Below are 20,335 nucleotides of genomic sequence, written 5' to 3'. Positions count from 1 at the left end.
GCGTCTACCCGACGGGGGCGGCGCCAACCGTTCAGGCGGGGGAGCGGACCACGGCGACCGGACAGTCGGCGTGGTGCAGCACCCCCTGGCTCACCGATCCCAGCAGCAACCCGCTCAGCTCGCCCCGGCCCTGGCCGCCGACGACCACCAGTTGGGCGGTGCGGGCGGCCTCGCTCAGCACGGCGACCGGCCGGCCGCGCACCACCTCCCGGGTCAGTGGCACCCGAGGGTGGCGCTCGGCCAGCCCGGCGAGCGACTCGGTCAGGATCTGCTCCTCCTCGTCGCGCAGGAGGCGCTCGTCGTAGACGAGCGGTTGCATGTCCCCGGGGCCCCTGGAGCTGGGGTGGGTGTAGGCGTGTACGGCGTGCAGCGGGGCGTCCCGGGTCGCCGCCTCCTCGGCGGCGAACTGGATCGCGGCCCGGGACAGCGCCGAGCCGTCCACCCCGACCACCACCGGGCCGGCCGTGCGCGGGGTGCCCCGGGCCACCAGCACCGGACAGTCGGCGTGCGCGGCGACCTGGATGGCCACCGAGCCGACCACCAGAGAGGCGAAACCGCCCAGGCCGCGGTCGCCGAGCACGATCATCGTGGCGGTGGGGGACTCGCTGAGCAGCACCGCGGCCGCCTGCCCGTCGATGATCTCTCCGGAGACCGGTAGCCCGGGCGCGACCGCCTCCGCCTCGGCGACCGCCGCGGAGACCATCTCCTCGGCCTGGTGCCGCAGGCCGCCGCCGGGTGGCGCCCCGGCCGGCGGCGACCCGGGTACGCGCAGCAGCGGCCAGATGAACCCGTGCACCACCCGCAGCGGTCGGTGCCGGCGGGTGGCCTCGGCCGCCGCGAGGCGCACGGCGCGCAGCGCCGGCTCGGACCCGTCCACGCCGACCACCACGGCCGCGCCGTTCGCCGAGTTCACCGCCGCACCTCCTGCCGCCGACGCCCGCGCGGCCAGTATCGCGGCCGGCGGGGTGTCGGCGCGGCGATACGGCCGGAGCCGGGCGTCCACCCATCCTTCCTAGGATGCCTTAGAGGTGGTGCGCCAGCGCACGACAGAACAGCACGAAAAACCACCCAAAGCAGGGTCCGAGCTACGCCGAGGCAGCCCGATATAGTGGCAGCGCAACTGGCCGGCCCATGATCGACGCGATCGTGGGCCGCATCGGGGGAGGTCCCAGCCCGGGATCGCAAAAGGCGCCGGCGATGACCGGCCGGCAACGCGCACGTCCTCCAGGAGGAGCGGCCGACCGCGGTCGGCCGCTGGACCGTGCCGCGAAGGGAGGGTTCGGTGTCGCGTCGGCCGGCTCCGTCGGAGCACTCGACTCCGGGTGGTTCGACCGCGGTGGTGGGGGACCGTGTCCTCACCCTGCCAAACTTGATCAGTTTCGTCCGGCTCGTCGGCGTACCGCTGTTCCTCTATCTCTTCCTCGTCGCCCGCGCGGACGTGGCGGCGATCGTCGTGCTGGCGATCGGTGGTACGAGCGACTGGGTGGACGGCTGGCTCGCCCGCCGGCTGAACCAGGTCAGCCGCCTGGGTGAGCTGCTGGATCCGCTCGCCGACCGGCTCTACATCCTGGCCACGCTGCTGGCGTTCACCGCGCGCGAGGTGGTGCCGTGGCAGTTCACCGGGGCGCTGCTGGCCCGCGAGTTGCTGCTGCTCGGCTCGCTCGGGGTGCTGCGCCGCTACGGCTACGGGCCGCCGCCGGTGCACTACGTCGGCAAGACGGCGACGTTCCTGCTGTTGGCCGCGTTTCCGATCCTGCTGCTGGCCACCGCGTCGCCGGCCATCGCCACGGCGGCCGCGGCAATCGGCTGGGGGCTGGCCTGGTGGGGTCTGGTGCTTTACTGGGTGGCCGGCGTGATGTACGTGATGCAGGCCGGCCGGCTGGTCCGGGCGATGCGGGCAGGGCGGGCGGGGGCGACGGCGTGACCGCGGCGGGGGACGGCAGCCGGGACCCGTCGGCGCGGGTGTACGTGCCGGACTTTCTCACCGAGTTGTTCCGCAACCCGCTTGAGCCGGGGTACGCCGCCGCGACGGCGCGGCGGAAGCAGGCACCGCCGTCGCGGTGGCGCCGCGTGCTGTTCGGTCCGGTCAGCCTGGTGGTCCTTGCGACGATCGGGCTCTTGCTCGCGGTGGCGTACCGGGAGACGGTCGCGGAGGAGCCCAGCCGGGCGAAGGCGCGGGCCGGGTTGATCGCCGAGATCAAGCGGCGGGAGGCGGAGACGGACCGGCTGACGGACCGCGCGGACCAGTTGCGCGAGGAGGTCGGCCGGGAGCGGGACGCGGCGTTGAGCGGTTCGCAGGCGTACCGGCTGCGGAACCTGGAGGCCGGCACGGGCCTGGGCCGGGTGCGCGGCGACGGTGTGGTGGTGCGGCTGGCCGACGCGCCGGCGGACAAGAATACGGTGACCGGTGCGGATGCCGGCCCGTCCCGGGTGTTGTACTCGGACCTGCAGAAGGTGGCGAACGATCTGTGGGCGGCGGGCGCGGAGGCGGTCGCGATCAACGGGCAACGGTTGACGGCGACGTCGACGATCCGTTCGGCGGGTGAGGCGATCCTGGTGGATTACCGGCCGGTGACAAGCCCGTACGAGGTGACGGCGATCGGGCCGGGGTCGATGCGGAACCGGTTCGACGACAGTCGGGCGGCGGCGCTGATGCGTGAGGTGGCGAGGACCACCGGGTTGTCGTTCGGGGTGAAGAAGGCGGGGGGTCTCACCCTGCCGGCAGCCCCGCAGCCGCGGCTACGCTACGCCGTGCCCTCGGTGAGTCCGAGCCCGTCGCCGTCGGGTTCGAAGGCCGCCGGTACTTCCAGTTCCGGGCCGTCCCGCTCGGGGACGTCTCCCAGCCCCTCCGGAGGTGTTCGATGATCGCGGTGCTGGCGTTGCTCGTCGGTGTGGCGCTCGGGGTGTATCTGGACCCCACCGTGCCCGCGGCGTTGCAGCCGTACCTGCCGATCGCTGTGGTGGCGGCGCTCGACGCGCTGTTCGGCGGGGTTCGGGCGAAGCTCGACAAGATCTTCGACGACAAGCAGTTTGTGGTGTCGTTCATCTCGAACGTGCTGGTGGCGGCTCTGATCGTGTATCTGGGTGACCAACTGGGGGCGGGCAGCGCTCTGTCCACCGCTGTGGTGGTCGTGCTGGGGGTTCGCATCTTCGGAAACGTGGCGGCGATCCGCCGGCACCTGTTCCGGGCGTAGGTTTGGGGCGATGAGCGAGGAACACAGGGAGACGGGTACCGGCTGGCCCACGCCGGATGAGCCGGCGCGGCCCTCGGGTCCGGCGGGTGAGCCGGATCCACGGCCGGAGGCGCCCGATCCGGACGAGTTGAGCCCGTTGGCACCGGCCGAGCGGGAGGTGGACGCGTCGCCGGCTGAGGAGTCGGTGGAGGGTGGGCCGCGCGGGTCGGTGGCGCGGCGGTTGACGTCGGCGGGCGCGATGATCGCCGTGCTGTTGGCGTTGCTGGGGTTCACCCTGGTGGTCCAGTTGAAGACGACGTCGACGGATCCGACCCTGGCGGCGATGCGTGAGGATGATCTGGTCCGGATCTCGTCGGATCTGGATTCGCGGGAGCGGCGGCTTCGGCAGGAGATCGCGACGTTGGAGGACAGCCAGCGGCAGTTGCGTTCGGGTGAGCTGGGTCAGCAGGCGGCGTTGGAGGAGGCGACGCGGCGGGCGGACGAGCTGGGCATCCTGGCGGGTAGTTTGCGCGCGGTGGGGCCCGGGTTGTCGGTGCGGTTCGAGGCTGGCGGTAAGGCGATCTCGTCGACGCGGCTCCTGGATGCGGTGCAGGAATTGCGGGGGGCGGGCGCGGAGGCGATGCAGATCGTCGGGTCGGACGGCGCGGCGGTGCGGGTCATCGCGTCGACGTATTTCGTCGATGCGCAGGGCGGTGGCCTGGTGGTGGACGGGCGGCGGTTGACCGGTCCGTACACGATTCTGGTGATCGGTGATCCGGCGACGATGCGTACGGCGTTGAACATCCCCGGCGGGGTGGTCGCATCGGTGGCGGATGACGGCGGTAACGTGATCGTTGAGGATCGTGAGGTTGTGGAGGTTTCGCAGCTGCACGCGCCGATCAAGCTGGAACACGCCCGGCCGGTTTCCTGACTGGTCGTGGCCGCGCCGGTTTCCCCGGTGCACCGATGGATGAAGGATGCAGCTGGTGATTCCTGAGGATCTGCGGTACACCGCCGAGCACGAGTGGGTGGCTGGTGGGGACGGCGGGGCCGTCCGGATCGGTATCACGCACTTCGCGCAGGAAGCGCTGGGTGACATTGTGTTCGTCCAGTTGCCCGAGGCGGGTGCGGTGGTGGCCGCGGGTGAGTCGTTGGGTGAGATCGAGTCGACCAAGAGCGTGTCGGAGATCTACGCCCCGCTGGGTGGCCGGGTCGTGGCGCGTAATGAGGCGTTGACCGACGCTCCCGAGGCGATCAACACGGATCCGTACGGTGCTGGGTGGTTGGTGGAGATTTCTCCGGATGATCCGGTGGCGGTTGAGGGTTTGTTGACCGCTGGTGCGTACCGCGAGCTCACTGAGAGCTGATGTGTCGTTCCGGGCGGCGGGCTTGTCTCCGCGCGTCCGGTTGCCCTGCATTTCGGCGCTGGCTAGGCTCGCCCAGTCGACCGAGAACCCAATAGTTGAGCGTTGTGGAGTGCGCCTTCCCGGGCACGGGGAGCCAGCCGCCGGGTGTGGGACTGCCCGGCGGCCAGACCCGCCATTACCCGACGCCGACCGAAACAGATCCGTGAGGTGGTCCGCATGACGCGCCCAGGCGACGAGTTTCCCCCGCTCGACGTCACTTCGACGCTCAATCTCGGTTCGCTCGAAGAAGTGCTGGAGGGACCGGACACCGATGTGGTGCCGAGCCGGATGTCCGGTTCGTTGCCGCCGGGGATGGCGCTGCTGGTGGTTCGTCGGGGTCCGAACGCGGGTGCCCGGTTCCTGTTGGATCATGATGTGACGACCAGCGGCCGGCATCCGGACAGTGACATCTTCCTCGATGACGTGACGGTTTCTCGGCGGCACGCCGAGTTCCACCGGGACGGTGGCACGTTCACGGTGCGGGACGTGGGCAGTCTGAACGGCACGTACGTGAACCGGGAACGGGTCGAGGCGGCCACGTTGAGCAACGGTGACGAGGTGCAGATCGGCAAGTTCCGGGTGGTGTTCATCGCCGGTCCGCGTCCGGAGGAGGCCGGCCGGGGGTGAACGAGCCTGCGGCTTCGGCGTCGTCCGCGGCGGCGCATTCCACCGCGCTGATGAGCATCGGTGAGGTGTTGGCGCAGTTGCGGGTGGAGTTTCCGGACGTCACCATCTCGAAGTTGCGGTTTCTGGAGGCCGAGGGCCTGGTGGAGCCGCAGCGGACGCCGGCGGGGTATCGGAAGTACAGCTGGGACGATGTGGCGCGGTTGCGGTTTGTGTTGACCGCGCAGCGGGACCAGTATCTGCCGTTGCGGGTGATTCGTGACCAGTTGGCGGAGTGGGACGGGTCGGGCGCGGCGTCGGGGCGGCAGCGGCCGACGTTGGTGGCGGTCGGTCCCGGTGGTGAGGTGCCGGGCCGGGGGGCGGCGGAGTCCGTCGAGCCGGCCGAGGTGCGGCTGGGGCGGGCGGATCTGCTGTCCCGTAGTGGGCTCGACGAGTCGACGTTGGCCGAGTTGGAGCGGCTGGGTGTGCTGGTGTCGGATCCGCCGGGTTGGTATGACGCGGATGCGTTGATCATCGCGAGTGCGGTGGCGGGGTTGGCGGCGTACGGGTTGGAGCCGCGGCATCTGCGGGGGTATCGGACGGCGGCGGATCGGGAGGTCGGTCTGTTCGCGCAGTTGGTGGCTCCGGTGGCGCGGCAGAGTGATCCGGCGGCGCGGGCTCGCGCGGCGGAGACGGCGCGGGAGCTGGTGGCGTTGTCGCAGCGGTTGCACGCGGCGTTGGTGCGGGTGGGGCTGCGGTCGACGTTGGGCCGGTGAGATGTGGGGCCGGGTGCCGTGGGGCGCCCGGCCTCGGCCGTTGGTGGGGTTCGGAAAGATCTGGCTCGGGGAGCGTGTCGTAGGCTTGCCGGGGTAACCCCTTCCTGGCGAGGCGTGGTGCACGTAGCGCATGGGGCTCTCGTGTCGCGGTCCGTGTACCGTGCAGGGAAGGGCGCGGTGCGTAGGCGACGACGACACGGAGGCGGCGGTGCGCGAGCTGAGCGTGGTCGGAGTTCGGGTGGAGCTGCCCAGCAACCAGCCGATCGTCCTGCTGCGGGAGGTCGAGGGGGACCGCTATCTGCCGATCTGGATCGGTGCGGTCGAGGCGACGGCGATCGCCTACGAGCAGCAGGGGGTCAAGCCGGCTCGACCGTTGACGCATGATCTGCTGCGGGATGTGTTGGCGGCGTTGCAGGCGCCGTTGCGGGCGGTGGAGATCACCGAGTTGAAGGAGAGCGTCTTCTACGCCGATCTGTTGATCGGTGACGGGGTGCGGGTGTCGGCGAGGCCGAGCGATTCCATCGCGTTGGCGTTGCGGGTCGGGGCTCCGATTCGTTGTGCCGAGCAGGTCCTCAGTGAGGCGGGGATCGTGATCCCGGACGAGCAGGAGGACGAGGTGGAGAAGTTCCGGGAGTTCTTGGAGCAGGTTCGGCCGGAGGACTTCGCGGGTTGAGTGGTGGCCGGCCGGGTGGTCGGTGTGGACCGGCAGCGTCCGTTACCGTGGGTGACGGTTGGTTGCTGTGGGCGATCTTCCAAGTTGGTGCGCGGCGTGTCGCGGTGCTTCTTGCGTGGTGGCTCTCGATGGCGGTTATAGGGTTGCGGTATCGAGGGGTGCGCGTACGGGGAGATGACGTGTCACCGCACGGGCGGGGAGGTTGTCCGGATGCACGAGCCGCGGGATCCTGGTCCGGGTACGGAGCAGCAGGCGGGTGTGGTGGGGCCTGTGCCGGGCGGTGACGGTGAGGTCGGTTACCGGGGTGTGACGGCCTGCCACGCGGTGGGTATCAGTTACCGGCAGTTGGACTACTGGGCCCGGACGGCTCTGGTGGTGCCGAGCGTGCGGGACGCGTCGGGTTCGGGGACGGCCCGGTTGTATTCCTTCCGTGATCTTGTGGTGTTGAAGGTCGTGAAGCGGCTGTTGGACGCCGGGGTGTCGTTGCAGAACATCCGGAGGGCGATTGAGGCGCTGCGGTCGCGTGGGGTGGAGGATCTGGCGGGCATCACGTTGATCTCCGATGGGACGTCGGTCTACGAGTGCCGGTCGCCGGAGGAGGTGGTCGACCTGTTGCAGGGCGGCCAGGGGGTGTTCGGCATCGCGATCGGTGGCGCGTTCAAGGAGATCCAGGGGTCGTTGTCGCATCTGCCGGCGGAGCAGGTGGGTGGTCCGCCGGTGGTGGCGGATTCGCCGGAGTCGGCGGAGTCGGCGGGTGACGAGTTGGCGGCGCGTCGGGCGCGGCGTCGGGCGGGTTGAGCCGGCGGGAACATTCAGCAATAGATCGCGTCGTGGCAGGGGCCCGGCGCGATCTTTCGTTGGTGACGCAGCGTGTTGCGCGGTGGGCGGTTCGGTGCGCTGGGTGGGACTGCCGTCCGGTGGCGGGCCGTGCCTGGTTGCGGTTGGCGTTGGTGCTGGTCAGTGGCAGTGTTCGCGCCCTGGCCGGGCGGCGCGGGGGCTGCTCCTCGGTGGAGGGTGTGGCGTTGGCGGGCCGCCCGTCGATGACGGGTTGTTGTGGTGTCGGCGTGTTGTCGGCGATGGCCCTTGTGGACGATGAGGATGCTGGCCGGTCGGTTGTTGTCAAGAATCTGATAGGCCGGTCGTGACCTTGTCCGGTTGGCGCGCTAGGGTCCCACACTGGTCGTCCGGCAATGACGTCACGGCACCTGTTCGCCAGGCGACCGGCTGCCCCTCCGCGCATCGGCGCGGCCCTGTGATCTGGAAGGAACGACCGTGACGGTTGCTGCAGAAACCGTGCCCTCCCACTACGAGCGCATCGGCGGCGCCAGTTCGGTGAAGGCGGCGGTGGCCTTGTTCTACGACAAGGTGCTCGCCGACCCGGAGCTGGCCGGCTACTTCGCCGACCTCAACATGCCGGAGCAGCGGCGGCACCTGGCGTTGATGCTGACCGTGGTGCTCGGCGGACCGAACGAGTACGACGGTCGTGAGCTGGCCGAGGCGCACCAGCCGTTGAACATTCCGGTGGCGCATTACGTCAAGGTGGGTGAGCACCTGACCGCGACGCTGACGGAGCTGGGTGTGCCGGGGGACATCATCGGTGACGTGCAGGTCGTTCTGGAGAAGGTGCAGGACCAGGTGGTGGCGCAGGGGCACGGGACGGGCGTCTGAGGGTGGACGCGGCACGGCTGAAGGAGAGTTGGTCCCTGGTCGCTGCGCACGGCGATCAGGTGCCGCTCTACTTCTATTCGACGTTGTTCCTGGCTTATCCGGAGACCCGGCAGATGTTCCCGACGAACATGGCCGGGCAGCGGGACCGGTTGGTGACCGCGTTGGGGCACATCGTGTCCCACGTCGACCAGGTCGACGGCCTGGTCGGGTTTCTGCAGGATCTTGGCGCCGATCACCGTAAGTTCGCGGTGCGCGCGGAGCATTACCCGGCGGTCGGTGAGGCGTTGGTGGCGACGCTGCGGCATTTCCTCGGCGAGGCGTGGACCGACGAGCTGGCCCAGGACTGGACGGCCGCGTACGGGTTGGTCTCGCAGGTGATGATCGACGCCGCTCAGGCGGCCGAGACGAAGGCCCCGCCGTGGTGGGTGGCCGAGGTTCTCGGGCACGAGCGGCGGGCGTTCGACCTGGCGGTGCTGACGCTGCGCCCGCAGTACCTGCTGCCGTTCATACCGGGCCAGTCGATCGGGGTGTCTCATCCGGCGGTGCGGTCGTGGCGGTACTACTCGCCGGCGAACGCGCCGCGTGCTGACGGCACGCTGGAGTTGCATGTGCGGGCGGCGCCGGGTGGCGCCGTGTCGTCGCGGCTGGTGTACGGGTGCGCGGTGGGTGACCAGTTGCATCTGGCCGCGCCGGTGGGGGACCGGTTGACGTTGTGGCCGGCCGGGTCGGCTGATCTGCTGCTGCTGGCCGGCGGCACCGGTTGGGCGCCGTTGAAGGCGCTGGTGGAGCAGGTCGCGGCGGAGGGTTCCCGCCGTCGGGTCGACCTGTATCTGGGGGCCCGTTCGCGCAGCGAGTTCTATGACAACGAGGCCATCGACAAGCTGGCCGCGTCGTACCCGTGGTTGACCGTCACCTACGTGGTGGGGGTCGACTTCCAGCGGCCCGGGGAGTTCGCGCACGTGGTGGACCAGGCGTTGGTCGACGGGGACTGGCGGTCGCGGCATGTCTACATGTGCGGCTCGGACGAGATGGTCAGCCATTCGGTGGCGGCGTTGACCGGGGCGGGCTACCACGCCGGTCAGCTGCACCACGAGGGTTTCGGCAAGCACTGGTACGGGCCGATGTGGCGGACGGCGAACGCCCCTGACGAGTCCGGAGGTGTCCGGTGAGGGCGAACAGTGAGCTGGCGAGCCTCGCAGCCGCGGCGGGAAGGGAGACCCGGTGAGCGCGACCCCGATCAGCAGGTACGACGGCGGTCAGGTGTCCAGCGTGCAGTTTCGAATGACCGCGGATCGGGTGCGTCGGTGGGAGTTCGACGGGGCGTCGTTCACCCGCCGCGGTTACGATCCGGCGGATGTGGACCGGTTCCGGATGCAGGTCGCCGACGAGTTGGATGTGCTGGCGGCGCAGGTGGCGAATCTGCGGGCGGAGAATGAGCGGCTCAACGACCATCTGGAGTTGCACCGGCACGGGGTGATTCCGAGCGCCGGCGCGGCGGCGAAGCTGCCGGCGGCGAAGGAGGTGAACCTGCTGTCGGCGGCGCAGCGGGAGGCTGAGCAGATCATCGCCCAGGCGCACGACTACGCGCAGCGGGTGGCCGAGTACGCCCGGATGCAGTACGAGAGTTACCTGCGGGCGGCGGCGGAGGAGGCGAAGCAGGAGGCCGAGCGGGCGGTGGCGGATTACCGCAGCAACGCCGGCGCGAGTTTCGACGACTCCGTGGCGGCGCGGGAGGCGTTGCGGATCTTCGGCGAGATGATGATCTCGCACATGCAGGCGGCGGCTCGGCACCTGGACGACGGCAGTGAGCAGTTGGCGCGGACGATGGAGCGGATCGCCGCGGAGGTCACCGGCGCCGCGGTGGCGGTGGGTGGCGCGGCGGTGAACGTCGGCAGCGCGGCGGTCGGTGGCAGCGCGGCGCCGGCGGGTGGCGGTCGGGTGCGGGTCGCCGTGCCGCCCCGTCACCAGCGCTGACCCGGGGTTCGGCCCGCCGGTCGGCGGCGGGCCGAACCCGCCTCGCGGGCGGCGGCTGCCCGAGTCCCGCCGCGCCGGCGGCGCTGCGGCCGGTGCTGGCGGGGCGGCGCACACGGCGGCGCCGGCCGGGATGACGGGTCAGCGGGCGGTGGCCGCGTGGATCGCGTCGGCGAGTGGCGTTTCCCCGCCGGTCAGTTCCAGGGTCAGCCCGGCGGTGGCCGGCTCGTAGAGGAACGCGAGCAGGACCCGGGCCACGTCGGCGCGGGTGACCTCGCCGGGCTCGACGTGTCGGGCGAGGGCGATCCGCCCGACGGGTTGGTCGTCGGTGAGGCGCCCGGGTCGCAACACGGTCACCTCCAGGTCCCGGCCGGTGACGTCCTGCTCGGCGGCCTTCTTCGCCCGCAGGTACGCCACCCACGCCTCGTCGCTGCCGGGCCTGGGCGGGGTGTCCACGCCCATCGAGGAGACCAGCAGGTAGCGGCGGACGCCGGCGCGCTGGGCGGCGTCGGCCAGCAGCACGGCGGCGGCCCGGTCGACGGTGTCCTTGCGGGCGGCGCCGCTGCCCGGTCCGGCGCCGGCGGCGAACACCACCGCGTCCGCGCCGGCGAGGTGGGCGGCGACGGTGTCGACGTCGGTGTGTTCCAGGTCGGCCACGATCGGTTCGGCGCCGGCGGCGTGCAGCGCGGCGGCGTGGTCGGGGTTGCGGATCAGCCCGACGGCGGTGTCGCCGCGCCCGGCGAGTTCCCGCTCCAACAGCTTGGCGATCTTGCCGTGGCCTCCGGCGATGACGACTCGCATGGTGTCAAACTATCCGCCGGGCGGGCGTGTCCTCGGGGTAACCGCGGGCTGGTCGTCGATGGGGTGCTGGTTGAGGCAGCATGGACGGGTGAGGCGGACTTTCGACGCGTTGACCCGGCTGGTGGGCGGCGGGGACGTGGTGGTGCTCAGCGGCGCCGGGTTGTCCACCGAGTCGGGCATCCCGGATTATCGGGGGCCCAGCGGTGCGGCCCGCCGGCATGCCCCGATGACGTATCAGGCGTTCACCGGGGATCCGGATGCGCGGCGGCGTTACTGGGCGCGCAGTCACCTGGGGTGGCGGTTGATCGCGCGGGCCGCCCCGAACGTGGGGCACCGGGCGGTGGCTCGGCTGCAGCACGCCGGCCTGGTCAGCGGGATCATCACGCAGAACGTCGACGGGTTGCACACCGTGGCGGGCAGCACCGGGGTGGTCGAGCTGCACGGCTGTCTCGAGCAGGTGGTCTGCCTGGGCTGCGACAATGTGACCTCCCGGGAGGAGTTGGACCGGCGGCTGCGCGAGGCCAACCCGGGTTTCGTCGCCCGGGTGGCCCAGGTCAACCCGGACGGCGACGTCGACCTGCCCGACGAGGCGGTCGCCGGGTTCCGGACGGTCGACTGCGGTGTCTGCGGCACCGGCCTGCTGAAACCGGACGTGGTGTTCTTCGGCGAGACCGTGCCCGCGCGCCGTGTCGCGGACTGTTTCGCCCTGGTCGAGCGGGCCCGGGCGGTGCTGGTGCTCGGCTCGTCGTTGACGGTCATGTCGGGCCGCCGGTTCGTGATCCGGGCGGCGAAACTGGGCATTCCGGTTGCCATCGTCAACCAGGGGTCGACCCGTGGTGACGGGTACGCCACCGTGCGGCTGGACCGGCCGTTGGGTGAGGTGCTGCCCGCCCTGGCCGACCGGGTCACCGGCCCGGCGACGTCGATCAGCGTCGGCCCGGCCGGGCCCGTCGGTGCTGGCGTGGTGGCCGGGGGCGCGTCGGTGGGGTAGCGGGCGGCCCGGCGGGGAGGACGTGAGCCGGAAACCTGGCCGCTGGTAGCGTTGACCTTGCCGGTACCACCCACGCGGGAGAGACCGCCCGGAACACCCGGGCGGCGCCGAAGGGGCAGATTCCTCCCCGGAACCTCTCAGGCAAAAGGACCACGTGGGCAGGCACTGTGGAGTGCGTGAGCGCGACTCAGGGGGAGGCCGACCTGTCGACCTCGCCCCGACAAGGAGCGCACGCGCATGACCGCAGAGCAGTTCGCCGATCGGCACATCGGCCCCGATCCGGACGACGAGCGCCGAATGCTGGAAACCGTCGGCTACAGCCGCGTCGATGAGCTGATGGACGCGGCGATTCCCGAGGTGATCCGCTGGCACGGCACGCTGGACCTGCCGGCGCCGGCCAGCGAGCGGGAGGCCCTGGCCGAGCTGCGTGCCCTGGCCGGCCGGAACACGGTCGCCGTGTCCATGATCGGCCTGGGTTACCACGGCACGCACACTCCGGGGGTGATCCGCCGTAACGTGCTGGAGAATCCGGCCTGGTACACCGCGTACACGCCGTATCAGCCGGAGATCAGCCAGGGCCGGCTGGAGGCGCTGCTGAACTTCCAGACGATGGTCACCGACCTGACGGGGCTGGCCACCGCGAACGCGTCGATGCTCGATGAGGCCACCGCGGCGGCGGAGGCGATGACCCTGGCCCGCCGCGCGTCGCGGAGCAGGAGCAACGTGTACGTGGTGGACGCGGACGTGTTGCCGCAGACCCTGGCGGTGATCACCGGCCGGGCCGAGCCGCTCGGCATCGACGTGCGGGTGGTCGACGTCGAGTGCGACGAGCTGCCCGGTGAGTTCTTCGGCCTGCACCTGCAGTACCCGGGTGCGTCCGGGGCGGTGCGTGACCACGCCGGCCTGGTCGAGGCGGCCCACGGCGTCGGGGCGCTGGTGTGTGTGGCCGCGGATCTGCTGGCGTTGACGCTGCTGCGCCCACCCGGCGAGATCGGCGTCGACATCGCCGCCGGCACCACCCAGCGGTTCGGGGTGCCGATGGGCTTCGGCGGGCCGCACGCCGGCTACCTGGCGGTGCGGGCGGGTCTGGAGCGGATGCTGCCCGGGCGTCTCGTGGGCGTGTCGAAGGATGTCGACGGCAATCCGGCGTACCGGTTGGCGTTGCAGACCCGGGAGCAGCACATTCGCCGGGAGAAGGCGACCAGCAACATCTGCACCGCGCAGGTGCTGCTGGCGGTGATGGCCGGCATGTACGCGGTCTACCACGGGCCGGACGGGCTGCGGGCGATCGCCGGGCGGGTTCACCGGATGGCGGCCACCCTGGCGGCGGGCTTGTCCGGTGGGGGCGTCCGGCTGGAACACGAGACGTTTTTCGACACGGTCACGGCGGTGGTGCCGGGCCGGGCCGGTGAGGTCGTGGCTGCGGCCGCGCAGCAGGGCGTGAACCTGCGCCTGGTCGACGCCGACCGGGTGGGTGTCTCCTGCGACGAGACGACCACCGCGGCGCATGTCCGGTCGGTGTGGGCGGCGTTCGGGGTGTCGGCCGACGTCGACGCCGCGGCCGGGGCCCCGTTCGGTTCGCTGCCCGCGGCGTTGGCCCGTACGTCGGAGTTCCTCACCCATCCGGTGTTCCACCGCCACCGGTCGGAGACGGCGATGCTGCGCTACCTGCGGCGGCTGGCCGATTTCGACTACGCCCTGGACCGGGGCATGATCCCGCTGGGCTCGTGCACGATGAAGCTGAACGCCACCACCGAGATGGAGGCGATCACCTGGCCGGAGTTCGCCCACCTGCACCCGTTCGCGCCGGCGGAGCAGACCGCCGGTTACCGGGAGCTGATCGGCCAGTTGGAGGACTGGCTGGCGGAGGTGACCGGGTACGACGCGGTCAGTGTGCAGCCCAACGCCGGTTCGCAGGGGGAGTTGGCCGGGCTGCTGGCCATCCGCGGGTATCACCGGCAGCGCGGTGAGGGGCACCGGGACGTGTGCCTGATTCCGTCGTCGGCGCACGGCACCAACGCGGCGTCGGCGGTGATGGCCGGCATGCGGGTGGTCGTGGTCGGCTGCGACGCGGACGGCAACGTCGACCTGGTCGACCTCGACGCGAAGATCGACAAGCATCGGGACGCCCTCGCGGCGATCATGGTGACGTATCCGTCGACGCACGGGGTGTACGAGACGGGCATCGCGTCGCTGTGCGCGAAGGTGCACGATGCCGGCGGTCAGGTGTACGTCGACGGGGCGAACCTCAACGCCCTCGTGGGGTTCGCCAAGCCGGGCAGGTTCGGGGCGGACGTGTCGCACCTCAACCTGCACAAGACGTTCTGCATTCCGCATGGTGGTGGCGGGCCGGGCGTGGGGCCGGTGGCGGTGCGGTCGCACCTGGCGCCGTTCCTGCCGGGTGACCCGGCGGGGGCGCGCGAGGACGGCCGGCCGGCGATCTCGGCGGCGAATCACGGGTCGGCGGGGATCCTGCCGATCCCGTGGGCGTACCTGCGGATGATGGGCGCCGAGGGGCTGGCCCGGGCGACCGGGACGGCGGTGCTCGCCGCGAACTATGTGGCGGTGCGGCTGCGTGACCACTTCCCGGTGCTGTACGCCGGCAACAAGGGCCTGGTGGCGCACGAGTGCATCCTGGATCTGCGGCCGTTGACCAAGGCGACCGGGGTGAGTGTCGACGATGTGGCGAAGCGGCTGATCGACTACGGGTTCCACGCGCCGACGATGTCGTTCCCGGTGGCGGGGACGCTGATGGTGGAGCCGACCGAGAGTGAGGACCTGGCCGAGCTGGACCGGTTCTGCGACGCGATGATCGCGATCCGGGGGGAGATCGACAAGGTCGGTTCGGGTGAGTGGCCGGCCGGTGACAATCCGTTGTCGAACGCTCCGCACACGGCGGCGATGGTTTCCGGGGACGAGTGGCCGCACCCGTATCCGCGGTCGGTGGGCGCGTACCCGGCCGGGGTGGACCGGGCGGGCAGGTACTGGCCGCCGGTGCGGCGGATCGACGGTGCGTACGGTGACCGGAACCTGGTCTGCTCGTGCCCGTCGCCGGAGGCGTTCGAGGAGTGAGGCGGGGACGCCGGGGCGGTCGTCGGGCCGCCCCGGTCGGGGCGTCGACCCGGGGTGGGGCCGGGTCGACGGCCCACGCTGCGGTCACGCAGCGTGGTGAGATCAGGCGACGAGGGCGTGGCGGGCGGGCCCGCGGTGCGGGGCGATGCTGCTGCCGTCGGGGAGTAGTTCGCCGGTGTCCTCGAAGACGATGACGCCGTTGCAGAGCAGGCTCCAGCCCTGCTCAGGGAAGCAGGCGAGGACGCGGGCGGCTTCCCGGTCGGTCGCCTCAGCGGAGGGGCAGGTGGGTTGGTGCTGGCACATCGGGTTCTCCGGGCTTGGGGGGCGCTGTGGCATGGTTCACATGACCAGTGACGCACAGTACCAAGCGGAAGCGCGCGCTATCGAGCAGGCTTCCGTCTTGTTCACCTTAAATCGGCCGAACGGATGAGCGAGGATGGGCCAGACGGCGTGGAAGCGCTCCCACAGAGGGTGATCGACGTGCCCGGCGTCCCCGCCGGCTGCCGGGAACGGCTCGTGGAACGGGCGCGCCTGCAGTGGCGGCCCGCCGACGGCGGCGACCCGGCCACGATCGCGCAGGAGTTCCTCACCGCCCACGGGATCGCCCTGGACGACCTGGCCCGCCCGGACGCCCACGACCCGTACGGCGTCTGCGGCGCCGCCCTGTACCTGTCCGCCGCCGGCGGCGCGCACGCCATCGGCGGCCCACCCGGCGCACCCACCCCGGTCCCGGCGCTGCCCGACCTGGTGGTGGTCGTCTACGGTCACGCCGACCGGCCGTCCGCACCCGAGCACCCGGCCGCGGGCGGCTGGCGGCTGGGGGACTGGCGGGACAGCTGGACCCCCGCCCAGCACGCCGACGCCGTGGCGGCGGTGCGCGCCGCCATCGGCCGCGGCGACGTCTACCAGGTCAACCTGGTAGGCCACGCCGCCGCCCCGTACGCCGGGGACCCGCGGCCGGCTCTGGCCCGGCTGGCCGCCCTGCCCGGCGCCCGTTACGGCGGCACCCTGAGCGGCGCGGGTTGGGCGATCGGCTGCGCCTCGCCGGAGACGCTGATCGCCCTGCACCGCGGTCGCCTGGTCAGCCGGCCCATCAAGGGCACCCGGCCGGCCACCCCCGCCGGCCGGCGGGAACTGCTCGCCTCGGCCAAGGAACGCGCCGAGCACGTGATGATCGTCGACCTGGAACGCAACGACCTGGCGCGGGTGGCCCGCACCGGCTCGGTGCGGGTGGACGAGCTGTTCGCCGTACGCCGGTGGTGCGACCTGTGGCAGGCGGAGTCGACCGTGTCGGCGGCGCCCGCGCCCGGGCTGGGCCTGGCGGCGCTGCTGCGGGCGGTCTGCCCCGGCGGGTCGGTGACCGGCGCGCCCAAGCTCGCCGCGCTGGAGCGGATCGCGGCCCTGGAACCGGTCGGCCGGGGCGCCGGCATGGGCGCGTTGGGCTGGGTCGGGCCCGGCCGGGTCGACCTGGGCCTGACCATCCGCACCGCCGCGGCGGACGCGCAGCGGCTGCACCTGTGGGCCGGTGGCGGCATCACCTGGGACAGCGACCCGGCGGCCGAGGTGGCCGAGGCGGCGGCGAAGGCCGCCCCGGTGCGCGCGCTGCTGGCCACCGGCGCGGGTGTGCCCGCAGGGTGAGCCCGGCAACAACCCGCGGCCCCCTGCGGCGCGAACCGGGCGCTTGAGCTGCGGAATCGCGGGAAGGCGTGGAACTGAGCCGCGCCGATGCCTTTGACGGGTGAACGGCGCTCACCATACCGTTCCGGCGTTTGGTGAGCGCCGTTGTCCGGGCTGCGCCCAGGCGCCGAACGACGCGCACCCAGGATGATCAAAGAGAGAGACCATATAACGATGACCAGCATCGATCTGGCCGCCGGGGCCGTGACGCGCGTCGCCGCCGCCCGCGCCGAGGTGGCGCGCAAGGAATACGGCAGCGAGGGCGCCTCGGTGGTGGCGCTCGACGACGTCACCGTCGAGTTCGCCACCGGCGCGTTCACCGCGATCATGGGCCCGTCCGGGTCCGGCAAGTCCACCCTGCTGCACTGCCTCGCCGGCCTGGACACCCTGACCTCCGGTCGGGTGTACGTCGGTGACACCGACCTGGCCACCCTCTCCGACAAGCAGCTGACGCTGCTGCGCCGGGACCGGCTCGGCTTCGTCTTCCAGGCCTTCAACCTCCTGCCGACGCTCACCGCCACGGAGAACATCACCCTGCCGGCCGACCTGGCCGGGCGCAAGGTCGACCCGGAGTGGTTCGACACCGTCGTGACGACCCTCGCGCTCGGCGACCGGCTCGGGCACCGCCCGTCGCAGCTGTCCGGCGGGCAGCAGCAGCGGGTCGCCGTCGCCCGGGCCCTGGTGTCCAAGCCCGACGTCGTCTTCGGTGACGAGCCCACCGGCGCGCTCGACTCGCGTACCAGCGCCGAGCTGCTGGGCTTCCTGCGCTCCGCGGTGGACGATCTCGGCCAGACGGTGGTCATGGTCACCCACGACCCGATCGCCGCCGCGTACGCCGACCGGGTCATCTTCCTCGCCGACGGCCGGATCGTCGACGAGATGACCTCGCCGACCCGCGACAGCGTCCTGGAGACGATGAAGCGGCTGGGTGACTGAGGTGCTGAAGATCTCCCTGCGCAGTCTGCTCACGCACAAGCTGCGCCTGGTGCTCACGATCGCGGCCGTCACCCTCGGCGTGGCGTTCGTCTCCGGCACCTTCGTGCTGTCCGACACCATGGGCAAGGCGTTCGACCAGCTCTACGCCGGCCTGGCCAAGGGCACCGACGTCACGGTCCGCGCCACGGCCGCCTACACCGACATCAGCACCCAGGGCCAGGCCCGGCCGCTGGACGAGAGTCTCGTCGAGCGGGTGCGCCAGGTGCCCGGTGTGGAGTCCGCCGAGGGCGGGGTGACCGGGTTCGCGCTCATGCTCGACAAGCAGGGCGAGCCGATCCAGCCGGGCGGAGCGCCGACGCTGGGCGGGAGCATGGCCACCGACCGCAACCTGGCCGGGAACTTCAGCTTCCGGCAGGGCGGCGCGCCGACCCGCCCTGACGAGGTGGCGATCGACGCGGCCACCGCCGGCAAGGCCGGCTACCAGGTAGGCGATCGGCTCAAGGTCGTCTTCCAGGACGGCACCGGTGAGTTCACCGTGGTCGGCATCGTGGGCTTCGGCGAGACCGACAGCCTCGCCGGCGCCACCCTGGCCGCCTTCGAGACGCACACCGCGCAGCAGTTGCTGGGCAAGGCCGGCAAGGTCGACGAGATCTCCGTGCGCGCCGCGGCCGGGGTGACCCCGGCGCAGCTGCGTGAGCGGATCGCCGAGATCCTCCCGGACGACACCGAGGCGATCACCTCCCAGGAGGCGGCCGACGAGAGTTCGAAGGCGGTCCGCGACGGTCTCGGGATCTTCACCACGATCCTGTTGGCGTTCGCCGGGGTGTCCCTGCTGGTCGGCTCGTTCGTCATCTGGAACACCTTCAACGTGCTGGTCGCCCAGCGCCGACGCGAGGTCGCGCTGCTGCGCGCGGTCGGCGCCACCGCCGGGCAGGTCCTGCGCGGCATCGTCACCGAGGCCGTCGTCATCGGGCTGGCGTCGGCGGCGCTCGGCGTGGGCGCCGGCGTCGGGCTGGCCGTCGGCATCCGAGGCCTGTTGAAGGCGATCGGCGTCGAGGTGCCCACCACCACGGCCGTGGTGGCGCCGCGTACCGTCGTGGCGGCCCTCGTCGTCGGCGTCGGCGTCACCGTCGTGGCGGCCGTGGTCCCCGCGTGGGGCGCCACCCGGGTGGCCCCGATCGAGGCGCTGCGGCAGGCGACCCCGGCGACCGGCCGCATCGGCGCGCCTCGACGCGTCGTCGGTTCGGTGCTGCTGCTGGCCGGCGCCGCCGGGCTGGTCACCGCCGCGGTGGTCGGCAACCAGCCGGCGCTGGCCGGGCTGAGCGCCCTGGCTGCCTTCGCGGGCCTGGTGACGGCCGGGCCGGTGCTGGCCCGCGGCATGGCGTGGCTGGCCGACCGGGGCCGGCCGGGCGGCGGCTGGCGGTTGGCCGCCCGCAACGTGGGGCGGGCGCCCAAGCGGGCCGCCGCGACGGCGCTGGCGCTGACCATCGGGCTCGCGGTCGTCTGCGCGGTGTCGGTCGCCGCGTCGTCGGTCAAGACGTCGGTCGCCGACGCGGTGACCGGCGGCAACCGCGCCGACCTGATCCTGGCGCCGGCGGGTGCCGGCAGCGGGATCAGCGCGTCCGTCGCCGACGTGCTGCGCGAGCGCGACAGCGGCGCCACGGTGGTCGAGATGCGCTTCGGCGCCGCCCGGGTGAACGGCCAGAACGGGTATGTCGCCGGCCTGGACACCGCCGGGCTGTCCCAGGTGGCTGACCTGGACATCCGCTCCGGGGCGTTGGCCGACTTCCGCGACGGGACGGTGCTGCTGTCGAGCAGGCAGGCGAAGGTGCTGGGGGCGAAGGTCGGCGACCAGGTGACCGTGACCTTCCCGGAGACGGGGCCCCGGACGCTGCGGGTGGCCGCCGTGTTCGAGCGCGAGTCGCTCATCGGCACCGGTTACCTCATCACCCTTGCCGACTTCGCCAGCAACGTCACGTCCCGGCTCGACCAGTCGATCCTGGTCACGCACGCGGCGGGCGCCGACCGTGCGGCGGCCAAGACCGCGGTGACCGAGGCGCTGGCCGCCTACCCGAACGTCAAGGTGAGCGACCCGGCCGAGCTGACCAAGGACGCGCAGGCCTCCGTGGACCAGCTGCTGGGCCTGGTGACCGCGCTGCTGCTGCTGGCGGTCGTGGTGGCCGTGCTCGGCATCGTCAACACCCTCATGCTGTCGGTGGTGGAACGGACCCGGGAACTGGGCCTGATGCGGGCGGTCGGCGCGACGCGCCGGCAGGTCCGCGGCATCATCCGACGCGAGTCGGTGCTCATGGCGCTGCTCGGCGCCCTCGCCGGCGTGGCGTTGGGCACCGGCGCCGGGGTGGCGCTGGCCCGGTCGCTGACCGACGAGGGCATCACCACGGTGACCGTGCCGGTCGCGACGCTGGCGCTCTACCTGGTCGTCGCGACGATGGTCGGTGTTCTGGCCGCCGTCGGGCCGGCCCGGCGGGCCAGCCGGGTCGACGTGCTGCGGGCGGTGGCCGCCGGCTGACGGGCGGGCGGATCGGGGGCGGTGCGGCACGCACCGCCCCCGGCGTCGTTGCGCCGCC

At 72.0% G+C, this 20,335-nt stretch carries 20 protein-coding genes and 1 riboswitch; of the genes, 17 read left to right on the top strand and 3 right to left on the bottom strand.

From position 1 onward, the window contains the following. Window positions 1–31: 31 nt before the first annotated feature. The gene (locus AB0C02_RS25445) at window positions 32–913 is read right to left on the bottom strand and encodes a universal stress protein (protein WP_357551436.1); all 882 of its coding nucleotides are present in this window, start codon (window positions 911–913) and stop codon (window positions 32–34) included. A gap of 426 nt (window positions 914–1,339) precedes the next feature. On the opposite strand from AB0C02_RS25445, the gene AB0C02_RS25440 reads away from it, so the two are divergent. The 12 genes from AB0C02_RS25440 (at window position 1,340) to AB0C02_RS25385 (ending at window position 10,273) form a co-directional block, all read left to right on the top strand. Then, window positions 1,340–1,924: a CDP-alcohol phosphatidyltransferase family protein gene (locus AB0C02_RS25440; RefSeq protein WP_357551434.1), complete on the top strand. Its 585-nt coding sequence runs from the start codon at window positions 1,340–1,342 to the stop codon at window positions 1,922–1,924. Then, complete coding sequence (locus AB0C02_RS25435) at window positions 1,921–2,865, top strand: DUF881 domain-containing protein (RefSeq protein ID WP_357551396.1); 945 nt, start codon at window positions 1,921–1,923, stop codon at window positions 2,863–2,865. The genes AB0C02_RS25440 and AB0C02_RS25435 overlap by 4 nt, the downstream gene beginning before the upstream one ends. Further along, complete coding sequence (locus AB0C02_RS25430) at window positions 2,862–3,194, top strand: small basic family protein (protein WP_357551394.1); 333 nt, start codon at window positions 2,862–2,864, stop codon at window positions 3,192–3,194. The genes AB0C02_RS25435 and AB0C02_RS25430 overlap by 4 nt, the downstream gene beginning before the upstream one ends. A 10-nt stretch (window positions 3,195–3,204) precedes the next feature. Next, a complete protein-coding gene (locus AB0C02_RS25425) occupies window positions 3,205–4,104 on the top strand; it encodes a DUF881 domain-containing protein (protein WP_357551431.1) in 900 nt (299 codons plus the stop codon). A 55-nt stretch (window positions 4,105–4,159) separates the two neighbouring features. Then, complete coding sequence (gene gcvH / locus AB0C02_RS25420) at window positions 4,160–4,540, top strand: glycine cleavage system protein GcvH (RefSeq protein ID WP_357551391.1); 381 nt, start codon at window positions 4,160–4,162, stop codon at window positions 4,538–4,540. Between the two features lie 216 nt (window positions 4,541–4,756). Next, on the top strand, window positions 4,757–5,206 hold the full coding sequence (locus tag AB0C02_RS25415; protein ID WP_357551389.1) for an FHA domain-containing protein: 450 nt from the start codon (window positions 4,757–4,759) through the stop codon (window positions 5,204–5,206). A 50-nt stretch (window positions 5,207–5,256) separates the two neighbouring features. Further along, entirely contained in the window at window positions 5,257–5,958 is a 702-nt protein-coding gene (locus tag AB0C02_RS25410) for a MerR family transcriptional regulator (protein ID WP_357551429.1), read from the top strand. A 208-nt stretch (window positions 5,959–6,166) separates the two neighbouring features. Beyond that, window positions 6,167–6,631 (top strand): bifunctional nuclease family protein, encoded by a 465-nt coding sequence (locus AB0C02_RS25405; RefSeq protein ID WP_357551386.1) that lies wholly within the window; start codon window positions 6,167–6,169, stop codon window positions 6,629–6,631. A gap of 210 nt (window positions 6,632–6,841) precedes the next feature. Beyond that, the gene (locus AB0C02_RS25400; RefSeq protein WP_357551384.1) at window positions 6,842–7,429 is read left to right on the top strand and encodes a MerR family transcriptional regulator; all 588 of its coding nucleotides are present in this window, start codon (window positions 6,842–6,844) and stop codon (window positions 7,427–7,429) included. Between the two features lie 474 nt (window positions 7,430–7,903). Continuing rightward, complete coding sequence (locus AB0C02_RS25395; RefSeq protein WP_357551382.1) at window positions 7,904–8,299, top strand: group 1 truncated hemoglobin; 396 nt, start codon at window positions 7,904–7,906, stop codon at window positions 8,297–8,299. Between the two features lie 2 nt (window positions 8,300–8,301). Continuing rightward, window positions 8,302–9,468 carry a globin domain-containing protein gene (locus AB0C02_RS25390; protein ID WP_357551380.1) on the top strand — a complete coding sequence of 389 codons (1,167 nt, stop codon included), beginning with the start codon at window positions 8,302–8,304 and terminating at the stop codon, window positions 9,466–9,468. Between the two features lie 52 nt (window positions 9,469–9,520). Further along, complete coding sequence (locus tag AB0C02_RS25385) at window positions 9,521–10,273, top strand: DivIVA domain-containing protein (protein WP_357551378.1); 753 nt, start codon at window positions 9,521–9,523, stop codon at window positions 10,271–10,273. A 138-nt stretch (window positions 10,274–10,411) separates the two neighbouring features. Here AB0C02_RS25385 and AB0C02_RS25380 read toward each other — a convergent pair whose 3' ends face one another. Continuing rightward, window positions 10,412–11,071, bottom strand: coding sequence for an NAD(P)H-binding protein (locus AB0C02_RS25380; protein WP_357551376.1), 660 nt, complete (start codon window positions 11,069–11,071; stop codon window positions 10,412–10,414). A gap of 58 nt (window positions 11,072–11,129) precedes the next feature. Here AB0C02_RS25380 and AB0C02_RS25375 point away from each other — a divergent pair, with 58 nt between their 5' ends. Both AB0C02_RS25375 and gcvP read left to right on the top strand, forming a co-directional pair. Further along, on the top strand, window positions 11,130–12,062 hold the full coding sequence (locus AB0C02_RS25375; protein ID WP_357551373.1) for an NAD-dependent protein deacetylase: 933 nt from the start codon (window positions 11,130–11,132) through the stop codon (window positions 12,060–12,062). 65 nt (window positions 12,063–12,127) lie between these two features. Beyond that, window positions 12,128–12,225: riboswitch (glycine riboswitch) on the top strand. A gap of 74 nt (window positions 12,226–12,299) precedes the next feature. Beyond that, window positions 12,300–15,134: an aminomethyl-transferring glycine dehydrogenase gene (gene gcvP / locus AB0C02_RS25370; RefSeq protein ID WP_357551371.1), complete on the top strand. Its 2,835-nt coding sequence runs from the start codon at window positions 12,300–12,302 to the stop codon at window positions 15,132–15,134. 102 nt (window positions 15,135–15,236) lie between these two features. Here gcvP and AB0C02_RS25365 read toward each other — a convergent pair whose 3' ends face one another. Continuing rightward, on the bottom strand, window positions 15,237–15,437 hold the full coding sequence (locus AB0C02_RS25365) for a DUF5999 family protein (protein WP_089000314.1): 201 nt from the start codon (window positions 15,435–15,437) through the stop codon (window positions 15,237–15,239). A gap of 123 nt (window positions 15,438–15,560) precedes the next feature. Here AB0C02_RS25365 and AB0C02_RS25360 point away from each other — a divergent pair, with 123 nt between their 5' ends. The 3 genes from AB0C02_RS25360 (at window position 15,561) to AB0C02_RS25350 (ending at window position 20,277) form a co-directional block, all read left to right on the top strand. Further along, a complete protein-coding gene (locus tag AB0C02_RS25360) occupies window positions 15,561–16,772 on the top strand; it encodes a chorismate-binding protein (RefSeq protein ID WP_357551366.1) in 1,212 nt (403 codons plus the stop codon). Window positions 16,773–16,985: 213 nt separating this feature from the next. After that, a complete protein-coding gene (locus tag AB0C02_RS25355) occupies window positions 16,986–17,747 on the top strand; it encodes an ABC transporter ATP-binding protein (protein ID WP_357551363.1) in 762 nt (253 codons plus the stop codon). Further along, window positions 17,740–20,277 carry an FtsX-like permease family protein gene (locus AB0C02_RS25350; protein WP_357551359.1) on the top strand — a complete coding sequence of 846 codons (2,538 nt, stop codon included), beginning with the start codon at window positions 17,740–17,742 and terminating at the stop codon, window positions 20,275–20,277. Before AB0C02_RS25355 ends, AB0C02_RS25350 begins: the two co-directional genes overlap by 8 nt. Window positions 20,278–20,335: the final 58 nt, after the last annotated feature.

Origin of the sequence: Micromonospora sp. NPDC048999 (assembly GCF_040649295.1) — a bacterium.
Classification (GTDB): Bacteria; Actinomycetota; Actinomycetes; order Mycobacteriales; family Micromonosporaceae; genus Micromonospora.
Note: the sequence above shows the minus strand (reverse complement) of the source record. Positions and strands in the feature narration are given on the sequence as shown.